This window comes from Mesorhizobium sp. M7A.F.Ca.MR.148.00.0.0 (assembly GCF_003997735.1).
In the GTDB taxonomy this organism is placed as follows: Bacteria; Pseudomonadota; Alphaproteobacteria; order Rhizobiales; family Rhizobiaceae; genus Mesorhizobium.
The window spans coordinates 29,177-45,608 of record NZ_RZTB01000045.1 but is presented as its reverse complement, the minus strand read 5'-3'; the positions used below and the strand labels follow the sequence as shown (position 1 = coordinate 45,608).

The following is a 16,432-nucleotide window of genomic DNA, read 5'->3' as shown; positions in this document are numbered from 1 at the left end:
GCCGGACCCGAACTCGTATCGGGTCCTGCCGCTCAGGCGGACTGTTTCGCGCCGTGGAGCGCGGAGACCAAATTTTTCAAATATCCCAAGAAGGAAGGGCCGTTCCGCATCGCCTTCGCCAATGGCTATATCGCCAACACCTGGCGCATCCAGATGGTGCAGACGGCCAAGGCCTACGCCGCACAACCTGAAGTCAAAGCCAAGATCAAGGAATTCAAGGTCGTCTCGACGGGCGAGGACGTGCCGGCGCAGATCTCGGCGATCAACAATTTCATCGATTCCGGCTATGACGCCATCGTCACCGACGCCCAGAACCCGACGGCCTTCGGTCCGGTCATCAAGCGCGCCAAGGAAGCCGGCATCGTTCTGGTCGCCTTCGACAACATCCTCGACACCAAGGATGCCATCAACGTCAATGTCGATCAGAAGGGCCTTGGCGAATTGTGGGCCAAGTGGCTGGTCGCCAAGATACCGAATGGCGGCAAGATCCTGGAAGTGCGCGGCGTCGCCGGCACCTCCGTCGACACCGACCGCCACAACGGCATCCACGAGGTCTTCGCTGCGTCCGGCAAGAAGTGGGACGTCACCGAAGTCGCCGGCAAATGGGATGACGGCGTGGCACAGAAAGTGACCGCCGATGCGATCGCCACCAACGGTCCGTTCGACGGCATCACCGGCCAGGGCGGCGATACCGGCATCGTGCAGGCGATGATCGACGCCAAGCATCCGTTCGTGCCGTTTGGCGGCGAGACCGAGAACGGCTTCCGCAAGTTCTGCGCCGCGCATTCGGCCGACGGGCTGAAGTGCTCGTCCGCGGGCTCGGGTCCGGCTCAGGTCGCCGTCGCCATCAAGACCGCGATCGCCGCACTCGAAGGCGAGGTGGTGCCACAAGAGGTGAAGCTGCCGCTGGCGATCGCCGAAGACCCGAACTTGAAGGAAGGCACGGATTACTTCCCCAAGGAATCCGATAATTTCTTCGTCGGCAATTCCTTCCCGACCTGCGGCATCAATTTCAGCGCCCAGGAAATCATGGGTCAGACCAAGGAAAACCAGTAAATCATCGCTGGCTGTCACCTGGCGCCGCGGCTTGAGCCGCGGCGCTTGTCTCAATTCCACAATCGCCCTGGGAGGGCCGATGGACGGTGCGGCTCCGCTCTTTCGTATGGAAGGCATATCCAAGCGCTATGGCGGTGTACGCGCGCTGGAGAAGGCCGAGCTTGTCGTCGAAGCCGGCAGCATCCACGCCATTCTCGGTGAAAACGGCGCCGGCAAGTCGACGCTGATCAAGGTCATGGCAGGTGTCGTGGCGCCCGATGAGGGCCGCATGACGCTGGACGGGCGCGAGGCGACCTTCGCTTCTCCGGGGGCCGCCAACAAGGCCGGCATCGTCTGCATCTTCCAGGAACTGTCGCTGGTCCCCGAGCTCAGCGTTGCCGACAACATCGTCATTTCCGACCCGCCCAAACGCTTCGGCATGATCGACCGCAAGGCGCAGCGCCGCATCGCCGAAGAAGCACTTGCTCGCGCCGGCGCCGCTGACATCCACCCGCTGGCGCTGGTCAAGGACCTGCCATTGTCGCGCCGGCAGATGGTCGAGATCGCCAAGGCATTGGCACGCAAGCCGCGCATCCTCATCCTCGACGAAGCGACCTCCGCGCTGACCGCGGCGGATGTCTCGAAGATCTTCGCGGTGCTCAAGCGGCTGCGCTCGGAAGGGCTGGCGCTGCTTTACATCTCGCACCGCATGAACGAGATCTCCGAACTGGCGGATCAGTGCACGGTGTTCCGCAACGGCCGCAATGTCGCCAGCTATCCAGCCGGCTCGAAGAGCGACAATGAGGTGGTCGAACTGATGATCGGCCGCGAATACAGCCATATCTTTCCGCCCAAGCCGGCGGCCGTGCCTGCCGCCGCGGCCCCCAGGCTTGAGGGCCGCAAGCTCTCATGGGCCGACCGGCTGCACGACATCTCGCTGACCGTCAGGGCGGGTGAGGTGGTCGGCCTTGGCGGCCTCGACGGCCAGGGCCAGCGCGAATTGCTGCTCGCCTTCTTCGGCGTGCTGCGCGGCCTCGGCGGCCAGATCCTGATCGACGGCAAGCCGGTGTCAATTACCAGTCCATCCGTTGCGCGCGACGACGGCATCGGCATGGCGCTCATTCCCGAGGACCGCAAGACGGAAGGTCTGATGCTGCCGATGACGGTGCGCGAGAACCTGTCCTTCGCGGCGCTCGACCGGCTGTCGAAAGCCGGCATCATCGACCGTGCCGCCGAGCAGCGGCTGATCGACGACATGGTCGGCCTCCTGGCGATCAAGACGGCGGGCCTCGACATTCCGGTCGGCGCGCTTTCGGGCGGCAACCAGCAGAAAGTGGTCATCGCCAAATGGCTGATGCGCCAGCCACGCATCATCCTGCTCAACGATCCGACGCGCGGCATCGACGTCGGCACCAAGCAGGAGCTGTACCAGCTGATGCGCAAACTGGCCGACGCGGGTGCTGCGATCCTGTTCTACTCGACCGACTATGACGAGCTGATCGGCTGCTGCGATCGCGTGCTGGTGCTCTATGACGGGGCGGTCAAGCGCGAGCTGGTCGGTGCCGAGATCACCGAGCGGGCGCTGATATCAAGCGCGCTTAACATCCATGGCGAGGACAGCCCGGTGGGTTTGGGAGCAAGCGCATGAAGGATTGGCGTTACTGGCTGGCCGAGCAGCGCGGAACTCTGCTGGCGCTCGGCATCTTCATCGTCATGTTCGTCATCTACACCTCGAACCATCCGGCGGGCTTCACCGCCAATGTGGTACAGACAGCCTCGAACAAAGGCGTGCTGCTCGCCTTTGTCGCCATGGCGCAGACGCTGGTGGTGATCACCGCCGGCATCGACTTGTCCGTCGGTATGATCTTCCTGCTCACCAACTGCCTCGCCTCCTGGCTGGTGGTCGGCACGCCGATGCAGACGACGCTCGGTGTCATCGCCGTGCTGGCGGTGGGGCTGTTGTGCGGTGCGATCAACGGCGCCATCGTCATCTATGGCCGATTACAGCCGATCGTCGCCACCATTGCCACAGGCGCCGTCTATTACGGCATCGGCCTTTTGCTGCGGCCATTTCCGGGCGGCTCGGTCAATGAGGATCTGGCCGATGCGCTGACCGGCCGTGTGTTCGGCGTGGTGCCGGCGAGCCTGGTCGTCCTGCTGGCCATCGTGCTGGTGATCTGGGTGCCGTTCAGCCGCTCGGTGCTCGGCCGCGCGGCCTACGCGGCCGGCTCATCGGAGACGGCGGCCTACATGTCCGGCGTGCCGATCCGGCGCGGCAAGTTCGCTGCCTACACGCTGGCCGGCCTGCTGGCGGCGATCGGCGGGCTGTTCCTGACCTTCTTCACCTATACGGGTGAGGCGGCCTATGCCAGCGGCAACTCCTACACGCTGTTTTCGATCGCAGCCGTGGTGCTCGGCGGCGTTTCGCTGTTCGGCGGCAAGGGCAGCGCCATCGGCGCCATCTTCGGCGCGCTGGCCTTCCGCACCATCGGCGACCTGTTGTTCGTCTTCGATTTCGATCCGCTCTGGCAGCCGCTGTTCCAGGGCGTTATCCTGCTGGTCGCCGTCAGCCTCGGCGCCTTCGTCCTTTTTCGGGTCCGTAACCGGCTGGAGTGGTTCCTGTGAGCGAAACGACGCTTGGCGGTATTGCCGGCCGCATGCCCAGATTCATCCGCCGTGCCGATCCGGCGGTGCTGACGGCCTTTGCCTGCATCGTTCTCTTGCTGTTCCTGGGCAGCCTCTATTCCAGAAGCTTCCTGTCGCCTGAATATCTTCTGCAGCAGCTCAAGGTGGCTTCGTTCCTCGGCGTCATCGCAACCGGCATGATGCTGGTCATCCTGCTCGGTCAGATCGACCTGTCGGTGCCATGGGCGGTGGCAGCGGGCGCCATGATGGCCTGCGCTGCGGCGGCGTACGGCCCGGTCGGCGTGGCGCTGGCCATTCCGTTCGGTATTTTCTGCGGCATGCTGATCGGCGTCGTCAACGGCATCGGCGTCGCCTATCTGCGCATCCCCTCGATGATCATCACATTGGCCACCAACGCTGTCGCGCAAGGGCTGATGGTGGTCTACACCGGCGGCTTCTCGCCGCAGGATTCGGCAACGGGCGCGATGCGCTACCTGGCGACCGGCTTCGCCATTCCGGGCGTGCCCAACGCGGTTATCATCTGGGCGCTGATCGGAGCCGCGATGGTGTTCGTGCTGACCCGTACCAGCTTCGGCCGCACCGTCTACGGCATCGGCAACCGCGAACGCGCGGCGTATCTCTCCGGCATCGATACGCGGCGCGTGGTGATGATCGCCTTCGCCGTCTCCGGCGGGCTCTCGGCTTTCGGCGGCGTATTGCTCGCCGGCTATGCCTCCAAGGCGGCGCAGTCGATGGGCGACGCTTATCTGCTGCCGTCGATCGCCGCAGTGGTGCTTGGCGGCACCTCGATCCTGGGCGGGCGCGGCTCCTATCTCGGCACGGTCGCCGGTGTCATCCTCATCACGCTGCTGCAGTCCATCCTCTCCGTCATGCAGATGCCGGAGGCGGGGCGGCAGATCATCTATGGCGTCGTCATTGTCGCCATGCTGCTGCTCTACGGCCGCGCGCCGGCAAGCCGCTGACCGTGGACGGAGCGGCAGCACAGGCGCCGACGAGCGCCCCCGGCTCGGTGCCGGCCATCGTGGTTATGGGCGTCGCCGGCTGCGGCAAGTCGGCGGTGGGCATCGGGCTTGCCGCCGCTCTGGGCGTTGCCTTTATCGAGGGCGACAGGCTGCATCCGCCGGAAAACGTCGCACGCATGGCAAGCGGCGAACCGCTTACCGATCAACTGCGCGAAGGCTGGCTCAACGCGATCGGCGAGCGCATCGCGGAGTCGGTGGGCAGCGGACAGGGCGTGATTGCCGCCTGCTCGGCACTGAAGCGCAGCTACCGCGACCGGCTGAGCAGCTTCTGCCCGGAAATCGTCTTCCTCTATCTGGAGATCGACCCTGCCACGGCCAGGCAGCGTGTCGGTAATCGCAAGGGCCATTTCATGCCGGCAAGCCTGGTCGACAGCCAGTTCGCCATCCTCGAGCCGCCGGTTGCGGAAGAGCGCGCCTTGACACTCGATGCCTCACGTCCGGTCGGTGAGCTCGTCGCCGGCGCGGTCCGCCTGATACGCCGGTCATGAGCCTTCATCCATTCCGATGCCGGTGCTGTCCGGCGCCTCGGTCAGCCGCTGCCGGCGGGACCACGTCAGCATCTGCTCGGGGTAGAGCCTCAGCGCCTCCAGCAAGCGGTCGCGCTTGAGCAGGATGTAGTGCGCCTGCACAGCCATGTTCTTGGCGCCATCCCTGGCGGTGTCCTTTGCCGGGGTGACAGACGCCTCCGGCGTCAACTCGGGGCTGAGCACGGCCTGGTACTCGATGAAGGGAACCACTTCGAAGGTCGACATGGCAAACAGGGCGGTTCGGCCCCTGGCGGCAAAATTCGCCGGCGCCGAGGCGAGATGCGTCCAGCCGCTTTCGCCCATGGCTGCCTCGGTGAAAATCGTGCCGGCATGGACGGTGTTGGTCATCGTCACCACGCCATTCTGCTTCAGGATCTTCTGGATGCGGATGGTGACCTGATAGGCGTCGTCGCGATCAAAGACGACCCGGCTTTTCAGGAACCGGTTTTCGACATCGATCAGCGGCGGGTTGAGGAAACTCAGGCCGAACGCGCTTTCGGAAATACCGTGGGTGTTGACGCTCACCTGATGTGCCTCGACACCGGCCTCGTATAGCGCGCGCTTGCCGATGATGGTCTGGGCGGTGAATTGATCGCACCAGAGGATGGCGCCGTGGCCGCGCTGCAAGGCCGACCGCAGCCCCTCCAGTCCCTCCAGCCGGATCGTCGGCGACCAGCGGCCAGCCACCAGATGTGCGGCAAGTTGCAGGCGGCGGCGGTGGCGCGCCGCCAGCAATCCCCTCGAACAGCTTGCGTGTATCGATGCCACCGCCAAGCACCGCGTGTGTCGCGGCCGCGTAGGCCGGGAATTCCTTGCGCATATGGCGCTTCAGGCGAAACCTCGATACGCGGCCGCAGATCGGCGCCCACCAGCGCACCGGCACGGTCGCTGCCACGATGAGGTAGAAGACGGAGAGCAGGCTTTCGCGAAGGTCCTTGTTGGAAAAGCGGCGAAGCCGGCCGGGGTGAACCAGCTTGCGGCTGAAGAAGCGCACGTCCTCCGCCCGTTCCGGGACGAAGACGTCGGCGATGATTTCAGTGCGGAAACTGGCTGCCGATGGCAGCTTGCGGGCGGCCTTGCGGGATTTTGCGAACCACCACAGCCTCATCGGTCCAGCCCGTTCTTCGACCCCCGCTTTACTGCGTCGGCTTGGGACGTGCAAGGTCGTGTCCGCGCTCAAGATTTCTGCAAATTCCGGTTGCCCTATATCTGGGCCAGGCGCGTTGCTTACGTCATCGGCATCCGACACAAGAGGATTATCAGCTCTTTCGTGCAGCGCGAGCTGGCGCCCGCGACGCCGGATCGCTGATCGCTGACCGGCAGTCGCTATTCCATATACGGCGTCAGCACATCTTCGATCCATTTCATGAACGCGCGGACTCGGCGCGACAGATTGCTCCGATGTGCAATGACGAGGGATACGGCGAGCGCCCGTCGACGAAAATCGGGTATGATTTCGACAAGCGCTCCACTCTCCAAGTATCGGCCAATGCCCAAAAGTGGCGCCTGAATCACACCAAGGCCGGCGAGGGCGGCGGCTTCGTAGGTCTGCGCGCTGTTGACGTGCAGCGCACCTGGCAACTGAAGCGTCGCGTAGCTGTCGCCGTCCGGATATTCCCATCCATAGGGTCTCGCGCCCAGCACCGTCGAAAAGTGAATTGTCCTATGTTCCTGACGCTGGAGATCATCCAGCGACCGAGGGACGCCATGGCGCGCCAGATAGGCGGGACTGGCAGCGTTGGCCATGCGCAACAGGCCCAACGGGCGGGCGATCAGCGTCTCGTCGCGAATGGGTCCAAGCCGCAATACACAATCGAACCCCTCTTGAACCAGATCGACTTGCCGGTCCGTACTCGACACCTCCAGCTCCAATTGGGGGTGCGCCGCCATGAAATCCGGCAACGCCGGCACGATCGTTGTGCGCGCCACTTCGGTCGGAAGGTCGACCCGCAAACGCCCGCGAAGTGCCACGCGATCGCCTGCAAACATCGAGTGCAGATCATCGACTTCAGCGAGCAGATCGCGGGCACGGGCATGAAATGCGCGTCCGTCTTCCGTCAACCGCACGTTGCGCGTCGTCCGGTGCAGGAGCCTGACACCGAGATCTTCTTCCAGCTTCCGGACCGCCGTTGAGGCTCTCCCCTTGTGGATGCCCAGGCTGTCGGCTGCGCGGGTGAAGCTCCCCATTTCCGCTACCGTTATGAAAATGAGGATGGGTTCGAGATTTTGCATTTTCGTGCCCCGGTATTGTTCCCCAAAAAGAGAACAGTCGGTTCATTTCCTCGGTGTTTATCACACCTGAGGGGCACAGTAAGCTTCGAATATGGGATCTCCCATCGGAGAATGACAAGTGTCCGAAACTGTGAACCCGCATCAGACACCTGAAACTATGACCTTGCATCGCGCCCTGTGGGCCGGCCGGATAATGAGCGCGTTTGTCGTTATCGCTTTAATGGCAGACGGCACTGTTCAGCTTTTCGCGCCGGCACGGATCGCGAGCATGTTGCAGGAAACCGGGTTCGCGATGGACCTGACGCGCGTCGTGGGTCCGATCATCCTCGCCTGCGCCATCCTCTACGCCATCCCGGTCACCGCCGTCCTCGGCGCGATCCTGGTGACGGGCTTTTTGGGAGGTGCCATCTGCGCCCATCTCCGCATCGGTGAGTTGGGATCGCCGCCGGAAATCATTTCCCTGCTTCTGGGCGCGATGATCTGGGGCGGCCTCTATCTGCGCGATCCCCGTATCCGGGCCATTCTGCCGCTCATCCATTGAACCAACTGGGGCAGTTCTGTCCCTCAACATCAGGAGAAAACACATGTTCTTAGTAATGGGAATCACCGGAAACGTGGGCGGCGCGACGGCAAGGCATTTGCTAGCGCAAGGCAAAAAGGTGCGCGCGCTGGTCCGCGACCGCGAGAAGGCGTTGAGCTGGGCGAACCGGGGCGTGGAGCTGGTTGACGGCGATTGGAATGATTCGGCAGCCATCGAGCGGGCGCTCGAAGGCGTCGAAGGCGCGTTCGTCATGCTGCCTCCTGTTTGGGCGCCTTCGCCCGATTACAAGGAAGCAAAGAGCGTGATTGCAAGCTATGTCGAGGCGCTCACCAAGGCAGCGCCGCCGCGAGTGGTTGCGCTTTCGTCGATGGGCGCGAACAGAACCAGCGGGCACGGGGTGATCGCGGCCTTGTCCCTTCTGGAGCAAGGTTTTCGCGACCTGACATCGCCAGTTGCTTTTGTGCGCGCAGGCGGATTCTTTGAGAATTTTCTTTTCGGGCTGCAGGTCGCGCAGGGCGGAACGCTGCCGGCTTTCTACAATCCGACAAATCGGAAATCGACAATGGTCGCGACGAACGACATCGGCGCGGAATTCGCGACGCTTTTGACCGGGCCAACGTGGTCAGGGCAGCGCATCGTCGAGCTTGGTTCGATGGTCAGCGCGGACGACGTCGCCGAGCAATTGGGCGAAGTCCTGAATCTCGACGTGAAAGCCTTTGCAATCCCGCGTGCAGGGTGGGCGGAAGCGCTCGAACAATTCGGCATCCCGAAGGGCCACAGCGGACCTGCCGAAGAAATGTACGAGGCCGTGAATGCAGGATGGATGGACCTCGGTGTGGCGGGTACGGAGCACGTAGCGGGTACGACGTCCGCACGCGCTGTATTCGAGGCTGCGTCAAATGTGAACGGGTAGGCCAAACTGTATGGGGTTCTCCTGTGATTTCAGGTGTTCGCAACCCGGGATTTGGAGAACTCCCTCCTTCATCTGTCTGAGCGCGGTCAGCTTGCAGTGGGTGGTTATATCTGCGACGTCAGCTCAACGGGGAAATCGTCATTGTCGGCGTCGCGCATGGCGGCAAGGCTGCGATTGTCCAGCACTTCGGCGATCGCCTGCCGCACCTCCAGCATCATGTGGCGGACCTGGCAGGTCGCCTCGTCGCAATCCTCGCAGCGCTGATACTGCGTGCGGCTGGCGCAAGGGATCGGCGCCAGCGGCCCATCAAGCACGCGCACGACATGGCCGATCTTGATTTCGGAGGCCGGCCGGGCGAGGCGATAGCCGCCTTCTTTGCCCTTGCGGCTCTGGACGAAGCCGGCATTGCGCAACTCGCCCAGAATGGCATCGAGGAATTTCTTCGGGATGTTGTTGGCCACCGCGATGTCATTGACGAAGGCCAATTGGCCGGCCGGCAGGCCAGACAGATGCACGAGGGCCTTGAGGCCGTATTTGCCTTTTTTCGTCAGCATGCCCAGATCAACCCATTGAAGCCCCAACCACTCGCATCTGGCGACTGTTTGTGTGCAAATAATGACGTTTTCGCCGCGCGATGATGTTTCGCGAAAACAAGCCGCCGGATTGCAGTTAGGCACAAACGCGTTGATTCTTTGTAACGTTTTGCACTGAGAAGGCGGATATTCCGCTGATAACCAGGTTTTCGGCGTTCAAAACGAAAAAAGCCGGCAGGGCGCCGGCTTTTCCGTCAACTGCGCAGATATCGCGGCCTTCAGCGGCTGCCGTAGGTCTGGTCGAGCAGGCCGCCAGCGGCGAAATGCTCTTTCTGCACTTTGTCCCAGCCGCCGAAGACGTCTTCCACCGTCAGCAGCCGGATATCGGGGAAATCGGCCTTGTATTTCGTCGCCACAGCGGCGTCGCGGGCTCTGAGGCCGTTGCGGGCGGCGATGTCCTGGCCCTCCGGCGTGTAGAGGAAGTCGAGATAGGTCTTGGCCAGATCGCGCGTGCCGTGCTCGTCGGCAACCTTGTCGACGATCGCGACGGGGAATTCGGCCAGCAGGCTGACCGTCGGAGTGACCTGCTCGAACTTGCCGTCGCCATACTCCTTGCGGATGCCGCGCGTCTCCGACTCGAAGGTGATCAGCACATCACCGATCTCGCGCTGCACGAAGGTGGTGGTCGCGGCGCGGCCGCCGGTGTCGAAGATCGGCACGTTGTTGAACAGCTTGGTGATGAACTCCTTCACCTTGGCCTCGTCGCCCTTGAAGGCTTCCTTGGCGTAGGCGGTAGCCGCCAGATAGGTGTAGCGCGCATTGCCGGAGGTTTTCGGATTGGGGAAAATCACCTGCACGTCGTCGCGCACGAGATCGTTCCAGTCCTTGATATGCTTGGGATTGCCCGCGCGGACAAGGAAGGACGGCAGCGAATAGAAGGGCGAGGCGTTGTCGGGAAAATCCTTTTGCCAGTCGGCCGAGACGAGGTCCTTCTTGACCAGGAAGTCGATGTCGGTGACCTGGTTGAAGGTAACGACATCGGCGCCAAGGCCCTCGGCGATGGCACGCGCCTGCGCCGAAGTGCCGGCATGCGACTGATCGACCGTGACGCCCGGATGCTGCGCGATGAAGGCCTTGTTCACCTGCACGAACAGTTCGCGGCCGACGTCATAGGACGCATTGAGCAGTTTGTCGGCCGACCAGGCTTGGGAGGATGCAAGGAACAGGCCTGCGACGGTGGCAAGCCCGAGGAAAAATCGTCTCATGAAAACAGGCTCCGATGCAATTTATGGTGGGACCATAGCCGGGGTGCGTGGTGTGCGACGAGGCATGCGCCGTAGGTTCGTCGCCTCATCGTAGAAAAATATGTCGCCTAAGTCGATGAATGTTGGAATTCTGTTCCAGGAGAATGCTACCTTCGTCGGAGTTTTTCTGCGCCTTGTTTTGTGGCGCTGCATGGCATATACAAAAGGCATATACAAAAGAGCTGCAACATGCCCCAGAGCCGACATTCAACAACGCCGCCCAAGGAGGCGAAGCTGTTTCGCAACAACCGCAGCCAGGCGGTGCGCATTCCTGTCGAGTTCGAGCTTCCCGGCGAAAAAGTCCTGATCAGCCGGGAAGGCGATCGTCTTGTCATCGAGCCGGTTCGCAAACCTGGCCTCACCGCGTTGCTCGCCCAGTGGGCGAAAGAGCCGCCGCTCGATCCTGAAGACGACTTCCCCGAGATCTACGACACGCCAGTCAAATCCGAGGACATTTTCTAGATGCGGTTCATGCTGGATACGAACATTATCAGCGACATGATCCGAAACCCGGCTGGCAAGGCCGCGAGGGCAATGTCGCGCGAGGGAGATGACGCCGTTTGCACCAGCATCGTGGTCGCCTCGGAATTGCGATATGGCTGCGCCAAGAAGGGATCGGCCAAGCTGCTCAAGAAGGTTGAAGACTTGCTGGCCGAGATTCCTGTCTTGCCGCTCGATGTGCCGGTGGATGCCGAGTATGGCGGACTTCGCGCCGAGCTTGAAGCCGCGGGCCAGACCATTGGCCACAACGATCTTTTTATCGCCGCTCATGCCTGTGCATTGGGCACCACGCTGGTGACCGCCAACACGGGAGAGTTCAACCGGATCAGGGGCCTGAAGGTCGAGAACTGGCTGGCGTAGCCATTGACCAGAGGATCAAGCCGCCGGAAAAAGCTTCCAGCGTCCGGGGCGGAACGCCACCCGGCTTTTCTGCGCCGCGGGGTGATCGACCGGCAGTTCGATTTCGACCCGCTGGCGCTCTCCGCCGATCTCAAGCTCGACCCGGCGCGTGCCGGCGACGCGCCGGCTGGCGGCGACCGTGCCGGCGATGCAGCCGCTGCAGCCGTCCAGCAATTCGACATCGTGCGGGCGGAAGTAGAGCGTCGCATCGCCCGAGGGCTCGTTGGGCGCGGCAAGCCCGATCGGACGGTCGGCGAGCCAGATTTCGCCATTCTCGACCTTGACGGGAAGCGAGCTCGATTCACCGATGAAGCCGTAGACGAAGGGCGAGTTCGGCGTGTCGTAGATATCGTCGGCGGTGCCGACCTGCTCGATGCGGCCCTGGCTCATCACGACGACGCGGTCGGCAAGCTCCAGCGCCTCTTCCTGGTCGTGGGTGACGAAGACGGTGGTGTGGCCGGTGGCGTCATGGATTTCGCGCAGCCAGCGGCGCAATTCCCGGCGCACTTGCGCGTCAAGCGCGCCGAACGGCTCGTCGAGCAGCAGCACCTTGGGCTCGATCGCCATGGCGCGCGCCAGCGCCACGCGCTGCCTCTGGCCGCCGGAGAGCTGCGCCGGATAGCGCTTTTCGAGCCCTGAAAGCTGGACGAGGTCCAGAAGCTCGGAGGCGCGACGGCGGATCTCCTGCGCCGGCGGGCGCGACGGTCCGTGCCGGACCTTCAGGCCGAAGCCGATATTGTCCGCCACCGTCATGTGCCGGAACAGCGCATAGTGCTGGAAGACAAAGCCGACATTGCGCTCCTGGATGGATTTGTGCGAGGCGTCCTCGTCGCCGAAGAATATCTTTCCCCGTGTCGGCCGCTCCAGCCCGGCGATCAGCCTGAGCAGCGTCGTCTTGCCGGAACCGGACGGTCCCAGCAACGCGATCAGTTCGCCCGACTTGATGTCGAGCGACACGTCGTGAAGCGCCGGAAACCGGTCAAACTCCTTGCGCACGTTGGCAACGCGAACTTCCATAGTGGTCCCTTTGTCAGTGCCCGCGTGTCGCGGCGATCTCGGCGCCGTAGCGCATCTCGAGAAGTGTTTTCAAGACCAGCGTGACGAGCGCCAGGCCCGCAAGCAATGAAGCGACGGCGAAGGCACCGACGGCGTTGTACTCGTTGTAGAGGATTTCGACATGCAGCGGCATGGTGTTGGTCAGGCCGCGTATGTGGCCCGACACCACCGATACCGCGCCGAACTCGCCCATGGCACGCGCATTGCACAGGAGCACGCCGTAGAGCAGCCCCCATTTGACGTTGGGCAAGGTCACGTACCAGAAGGTCTGCCAGCCATTGGCGCCGAGCGAAAGCGCTGCCTCCTCGTCGCCATTGCCTTGTTCCTGCATCAGCGGGATCAACTCGCGGGCGACGAAGGGGAAGGTGACGAAGATTGTGGCCAGCACGATGCCCGGCACGGCAAACAGGATGACGATGCCATGCGCTTTCAGCCAGGTGCCGAGCAGCCCCTGGGCGCCGAACAGAAGCACATAGACGAGGCCCGATATGACCGGCGAGACCGAGAAGGGGAGGTCGATCAGCGTGGTCAGGAAGGCCTTGCCCTTGAACTCGAACTTGGCGATCGCCCAGGCGGCGGAGATGCCGAAGACGATGTTGAGCGGCACCGAGATCGCCGCCACCAGCAGCGTCAGCCGGATCGCCGAGCGCGTGTCGGCACTGCCCAGCGCTTCGGTGTAGGCACCGATGCCCTTGGCGAAGGCTTCGTTGAAGACGATGATCAGCGGCAAGAGCAGGAAAATGCCGAGGAAGGCGAAGGCGACGGCCATCAGAGCAAGGCGCGCAGGGCGGCTTTCAGTGACCGCCGCCGACTGGCTTTCATGATGCGGTTCGTAGGATTTGATCTCCGGGTCAGCCATAGCGCTTGCGGCTCCATGACTGTGCGAGATTGACGACCAAAAGCATGATGAACGACAGAGCGAGCATGATCGCCGCGATCGCTGTCGCCGCCGGATAATTGTATTCCTCCAACCGAATGACGATCAGCAGGGGTGCGATTTCTGATTTGTAGGGCAAGTTGCCGGCGATGAAGATGACCGAGCCGTATTCGCCGACGCCACGCGCGAAGGCGAGGGCGAAGCCGGTGACGATGGCCGGCGCCAAGCCCGGAAACAGGATGCGGGTGATGATCTGGAAGCGATTGGCGCCCAGCGTGGCGGCGGCTTCCTCCACTTCCTTGTCGATCTCCTCCATGATCGGCTGCACGGTGCGCACGACGAAGGGCAGGCCGATGAAGATCAGCGCGATGACGATACCGAGCGGCGTATAGGCGACCTTGATGCCGAGCGGCATCAGCAATTTGCCGATCCAGCCGTTCGGCGCGTAGAGCGTGGTCAGCGCGATGCCGGCCACAGCCGTCGGCAGGGCGAAGGGCAGGTCGACCATGGCATCGACGATGCGGCGGCCGGGGAAACGGTAGCGCACCAGCACCCATGCGACCAGCGTGCCGAAGACGACGTTGACCGCAGCCGCGACGAAGGCGGTGCCGAAGCTGATTCTCAGCGCATTGATGGTGCGGCGATCGGTGGCGATCGCCCAGAATTCAGGCCAGCCAAGGGCGGCCGAGCGCCAGAGCAGCCCGGATAGCGGGATGAGAATGATGAGGGTGAGGTAGGCAAGCGAGAAGCCGAGCGTCAATCCGAAACCCGGAATGACGCTCGGCTGCCTGAATCGCCACCCCGCCTGGGCGGGTGCTGTGGTCATGTCGTCCTGAATATCGACTGCTTACTGGGGCTTGTAGATCTGGTCGAATATACCACCATCGCCGAAATGATAAGGCTGTGCTTTTTTCCAGCCACCAAACTGTGGATCGTCGATGGTTACGAGCTTGATCGGCGGCAGCTTGGCGAGGTCCTCGGCCGGCACCAGATCGGGCTTGGCAGGACGATAATGGTTCTTGGCGATGATCGTCTGCGCTTCTTTGGAATAGAGCCAGCTCAGATAGGCTTCGGCGACCTTGCGCGTGCCCTTGGCATCGACATTGGCGTCGACCACCGCCACCGGCGGTTCTGCCAGGATGGAGGTCGGCGGGTAGACGATGTCGAAATTATCGGCACCGAACTCGTCGAGCGCCAGATAGGCCTCGTTTTCCCAGGCGATAAGCACATCGCCAAGACCCTTTTGCGCGAAGGTCACGGTCGAGCCGCGCGCGCCGGTGTCGAGCACCGGAGCATTGGCATAGAGCTTGCCGACGAATTCCTTGGTCTTGGCCTCGTCGCCGCCGTCATTGGCGTTGGCGTAGGCCCAGGCGGCGAGATAGTTCCAGCGCGCGCCGCCGGAGGTTTTGGGATTGGGCGTAATCACCTGGACACCGTCCTTGACGAGGTCGCTCCAGTCGTGAATGCCTTTGGGATTGCCCTTGCGGACGAGGAAGATGATGGTCGAGGTGTAAGGCGCTGAATTGTTTTCGAATTTGGTGCGCCAGTCCGGATTGATCTTCTTCGCCTTCGAGACGATGGCGTTGATGTCGCCTTCAAGTGCCAGCGTCACCACATCGGCGTCGAGGCCATCGATCACGGCGCGGGCCTGGGCGCCCGATCCGCCATGCGACTGCTGGACGGTGACGGTCTCTCCGGTCTCGGCCTTCCAATGGGCGACAAAAGCTTCGTCATAGGCCTTGTAGAGCTCGCGTGTCGGATCGTAGGACACGTTGAGAATGGTGGTATCGGCAAACGCGAAACCGAGCGTGCCGAACTGGACAGATGTGGCGACCAGTGCGCCGAGCAGTTTCCTGAAATGAGGTTTGGTCATTTCTGCCTCCGTTGAACCCGCGCCAAATCTACCGAATTGGTAGAAATTAGATGCATTCAATGTTGCCTTTTTTGCCCCTCTGGAGAAAATGTTCGACGCTATTTCGCCGTTAGGAGAAATATTTTCCTCTTGCGGCCTAAGGAAGAATCCATGGCCCGGCCACTCAGCCTATCTAGCAAGGGGCGGTGCCGAGGCAAGGTGTGGAATTTGGTCGGGTGCATCAATCTGCGGTGATGGGAAAGTCGAAACGCTGTCTGGCGAACGGTTCGCTTTTCAGCGTGAAGTGCCACCATTCCCTTGCATAGTTCTTGAAGCCGCCGGCGCGCATGGCGTCGACAAGCATCTTGCGGTTTGCCGCCGCTTCACTGGCAAGGCCGCGGTGGGCGGTTTCGCTCATCGGATCAAAGCAGTCGAAACCGGTGCCGAAATCGAGCGTGTCGGCATCGCCCGCGCCGCAGGCCGGGTTCGGGCTGGACCTGCGGTCCGTCCGGGCGACGGCGACATCGACGGTCGAGCCACGTGAATGGGTCGATAGTTCTCCGACATAACCCTTGGCGATCAACTCGCCGCGCCTGACCTTCGGATACCATTGCGGATCGGGCGGCCCGCCCTCACGCGTCCATTCGCCCATGTCGGCGACGGCGCGGGCAGGGCGGTAGCAATCGAACACCACCAGGGTCAGGCCTTTGGCGGCGATCGCTTTCTGGATGGCGGACAGTGCCTTTGCCGCCTGCTGGGTGAGAATGCAGGCGGGTGCGTCGTAGCCATTCACCTTGCGGTGCAGAAAATTATCCGATCCGGCGTAGCGGATGTCCTGGCGGATCGAGGGGTCGACATCGGCGAGCCGGACAAAGCCGGTGGGGAGGGCATCGGCCAAAGCGGGGAGAGGAATTGCCGCGACAAGGATTGTTGCTGCCAGTGCCGAGGCTGCCGACAAGAGAGGATTGCGCGAGGGGTGCCTCGGAACAGGCAT

19 protein-coding genes are annotated in these 16,432 nt (G+C 62.6%); 10 read left to right on the top strand and 9 right to left on the bottom strand.

The genetic code is table 11. The annotated features are described in order from the left end of the window. From EOB49_RS18060 to EOB49_RS18040, 5 genes are all read left to right on the top strand, one after another. Positions 1-1,056, top strand: a 1,056-nt coding sequence (locus EOB49_RS18060; protein ID WP_127381776.1) for a sugar ABC transporter substrate-binding protein, incomplete at its 5' end; no start/stop codon positions are given. 79 nt (positions 1,057-1,135) lie between these two features. Continuing rightward, positions 1,136-2,683: a sugar ABC transporter ATP-binding protein gene (locus EOB49_RS18055; RefSeq protein ID WP_127381775.1), complete on the top strand. Its 1,548-nt coding sequence runs from the start codon at positions 1,136-1,138 to the stop codon at positions 2,681-2,683. Then, positions 2,680-3,660, top strand: coding sequence for an ABC transporter permease (locus EOB49_RS18050; protein ID WP_127381774.1), 981 nt, complete (start codon positions 2,680-2,682; stop codon positions 3,658-3,660). Before EOB49_RS18055 ends, EOB49_RS18050 begins: the two co-directional genes overlap by 4 nt. Further along, positions 3,657-4,643, top strand: a complete 987-nt coding sequence (locus tag EOB49_RS18045; RefSeq protein ID WP_127295464.1) for an ABC transporter permease — start codon at positions 3,657-3,659, stop codon at positions 4,641-4,643. Before EOB49_RS18050 ends, EOB49_RS18045 begins: the two co-directional genes overlap by 4 nt. Before the next feature lie 2 nt (positions 4,644-4,645). After that, positions 4,646-5,191, top strand: a complete 546-nt coding sequence (locus tag EOB49_RS18040) for a gluconokinase (protein ID WP_127381773.1) — start codon at positions 4,646-4,648, stop codon at positions 5,189-5,191. Here EOB49_RS18040 and EOB49_RS18035 read toward each other — a convergent pair. Beyond that, the gene (locus tag EOB49_RS18035) at positions 5,186-5,998 is read right to left on the bottom strand and encodes a hypothetical protein (protein ID WP_245472743.1); all 813 of its coding nucleotides are present in this window, start codon (positions 5,996-5,998) and stop codon (positions 5,186-5,188) included. The two genes, EOB49_RS18040 and EOB49_RS18035, sit on opposite strands and share 6 nt — an antisense overlap. A gap of 52 nt (positions 5,999-6,050) precedes the next feature. Between EOB49_RS18035 and EOB49_RS37705 the strand changes: the two genes are divergently transcribed. Next, entirely contained in the window at positions 6,051-6,539 is a 489-nt protein-coding gene (locus EOB49_RS37705; RefSeq protein ID WP_245472742.1) for a hypothetical protein, read from the top strand. Between the two features lie 17 nt (positions 6,540-6,556). Here the strand turns inward: EOB49_RS37705 and EOB49_RS18030 are convergent, their stop codons facing one another. Continuing rightward, the gene (locus tag EOB49_RS18030; protein WP_127381772.1) at positions 6,557-7,462 is read right to left on the bottom strand and encodes a LysR family transcriptional regulator; all 906 of its coding nucleotides are present in this window, start codon (positions 7,460-7,462) and stop codon (positions 6,557-6,559) included. Between the two features lie 118 nt (positions 7,463-7,580). On the opposite strand from EOB49_RS18030, the gene EOB49_RS18025 reads away from it, so the two are divergent. Both EOB49_RS18025 and EOB49_RS18020 read left to right on the top strand, forming a co-directional pair. Beyond that, positions 7,581-8,003 carry a DoxX family protein gene (locus tag EOB49_RS18025; protein WP_127381771.1) on the top strand — a complete coding sequence of 141 codons (423 nt, stop codon included), beginning with the start codon at positions 7,581-7,583 and terminating at the stop codon, positions 8,001-8,003. Between the two features lie 43 nt (positions 8,004-8,046). Then, positions 8,047-8,916 (top strand): NmrA family NAD(P)-binding protein, encoded by an 870-nt coding sequence (locus tag EOB49_RS18020; RefSeq protein WP_127322204.1) that lies wholly within the window; start codon positions 8,047-8,049, stop codon positions 8,914-8,916. Positions 8,917-9,020: 104 nt separating this feature from the next. On the opposite strand, the gene EOB49_RS18015 is transcribed toward EOB49_RS18020, so the two are convergent. Both EOB49_RS18015 and EOB49_RS18010 read right to left on the bottom strand, forming a co-directional pair. After that, positions 9,021-9,470: an Rrf2 family transcriptional regulator gene (locus EOB49_RS18015; protein WP_013530871.1), complete on the bottom strand. Its 450-nt coding sequence runs from the start codon at positions 9,468-9,470 to the stop codon at positions 9,021-9,023. Between the two features lie 257 nt (positions 9,471-9,727). Continuing rightward, on the bottom strand, positions 9,728-10,714 hold the full coding sequence (locus tag EOB49_RS18010) for a sulfate ABC transporter substrate-binding protein (RefSeq protein WP_127322203.1): 987 nt from the start codon (positions 10,712-10,714) through the stop codon (positions 9,728-9,730). A 228-nt stretch (positions 10,715-10,942) separates the two neighbouring features. On the opposite strand from EOB49_RS18010, the gene EOB49_RS18005 reads away from it, so the two are divergent. Next, complete coding sequence (locus EOB49_RS18005) at positions 10,943-11,215, top strand: antitoxin (protein ID WP_127271402.1); 273 nt, start codon at positions 10,943-10,945, stop codon at positions 11,213-11,215. After that, positions 11,216-11,614 carry a type II toxin-antitoxin system VapC family toxin gene (locus tag EOB49_RS18000; protein WP_127271404.1) on the top strand — a complete coding sequence of 133 codons (399 nt, stop codon included), beginning with the start codon at positions 11,216-11,218 and terminating at the stop codon, positions 11,612-11,614. 15 nt (positions 11,615-11,629) lie between these two features. Here EOB49_RS18000 and EOB49_RS17995 read toward each other — a convergent pair whose 3' ends face one another. From EOB49_RS17995 to EOB49_RS17975, 5 genes are all read right to left on the bottom strand, one after another. Further along, positions 11,630-12,670 (bottom strand): sulfate/molybdate ABC transporter ATP-binding protein, encoded by a 1,041-nt coding sequence (locus EOB49_RS17995; RefSeq protein ID WP_127381770.1) that lies wholly within the window; start codon positions 12,668-12,670, stop codon positions 11,630-11,632. A 13-nt stretch (positions 12,671-12,683) separates the two neighbouring features. Beyond that, positions 12,684-13,568, bottom strand: coding sequence for a sulfate ABC transporter permease subunit CysW (gene cysW, locus EOB49_RS17990; protein WP_127270916.1), 885 nt, complete (start codon positions 13,566-13,568; stop codon positions 12,684-12,686). Beyond that, positions 13,561-14,412 (bottom strand): sulfate ABC transporter permease subunit CysT, encoded by an 852-nt coding sequence (gene cysT, locus EOB49_RS17985; protein WP_013530875.1) that lies wholly within the window; start codon positions 14,410-14,412, stop codon positions 13,561-13,563. Before cysT ends, cysW begins: the two co-directional genes overlap by 8 nt. A 21-nt stretch (positions 14,413-14,433) precedes the next feature. Then, entirely contained in the window at positions 14,434-15,459 is a 1,026-nt protein-coding gene (locus EOB49_RS17980) for a sulfate ABC transporter substrate-binding protein (RefSeq protein WP_127271865.1), read from the bottom strand. A 220-nt stretch (positions 15,460-15,679) separates the two neighbouring features. Continuing rightward, positions 15,680-16,432, bottom strand: coding sequence for a M15 family metallopeptidase (locus tag EOB49_RS17975; protein ID WP_127381769.1), 753 nt, complete (start codon positions 16,430-16,432; stop codon positions 15,680-15,682).

Excerpts from the sequence above, each read along its gene's own strand:
- EOB49_RS18050 (WP_127381774.1), top strand. The coding sequence starts at position 2,680 with ATGAAGGATTGGCGTTACTGGCTGGCCGAGCAGCGCGGAACTCTGCTG.
- EOB49_RS18015 (WP_013530871.1), bottom strand. The coding sequence starts at position 9,470 with ATGCTGACGAAAAAAGGCAAATACGGCCTCAAGGCCCTCGTGCATCTG.
- EOB49_RS18020 (WP_127322204.1), top strand. The coding sequence starts at position 8,047 with ATGTTCTTAGTAATGGGAATCACCGGAAACGTGGGCGGCGCGACGGCA.
- EOB49_RS18000 (WP_127271404.1), top strand. The coding sequence starts at position 11,216 with ATGCGGTTCATGCTGGATACGAACATTATCAGCGACATGATCCGAAAC.
- EOB49_RS18005 (WP_127271402.1), top strand. The coding sequence starts at position 10,943 with ATGCCCCAGAGCCGACATTCAACAACGCCGCCCAAGGAGGCGAAGCTG.
- EOB49_RS17995 (WP_127381770.1), bottom strand. The coding sequence starts at position 12,670 with ATGGAAGTTCGCGTTGCCAACGTGCGCAAGGAGTTTGACCGGTTTCCG.
- EOB49_RS17980 (WP_127271865.1), bottom strand. The coding sequence starts at position 15,459 with ATGACCAAACCTCATTTCAGGAAACTGCTCGGCGCACTGGTCGCCACA.
- cysW (WP_127270916.1), bottom strand. The coding sequence starts at position 13,568 with ATGGCTGACCCGGAGATCAAATCCTACGAACCGCATCATGAAAGCCAG.
- EOB49_RS18055 (WP_127381775.1), top strand. The coding sequence starts at position 1,136 with ATGGACGGTGCGGCTCCGCTCTTTCGTATGGAAGGCATATCCAAGCGC.
- cysT (WP_013530875.1), bottom strand. The coding sequence starts at position 14,412 with ATGACCACAGCACCCGCCCAGGCGGGGTGGCGATTCAGGCAGCCGAGC.
- EOB49_RS18010 (WP_127322203.1), bottom strand. The coding sequence starts at position 10,714 with ATGAGACGATTTTTCCTCGGGCTTGCCACCGTCGCAGGCCTGTTCCTT.
- EOB49_RS37705 (WP_245472742.1), top strand. The coding sequence starts at position 6,051 with ATGGCGCTTCAGGCGAAACCTCGATACGCGGCCGCAGATCGGCGCCCA.
- EOB49_RS17975 (WP_127381769.1), bottom strand. The coding sequence starts at position 16,432 with ATGCCTGTTCCGAGGCACCCCTCGCGCAATCCTCTCTTGTCGGCAGCC.
- EOB49_RS18030 (WP_127381772.1), bottom strand. The coding sequence starts at position 7,462 with ATGCAAAATCTCGAACCCATCCTCATTTTCATAACGGTAGCGGAAATG.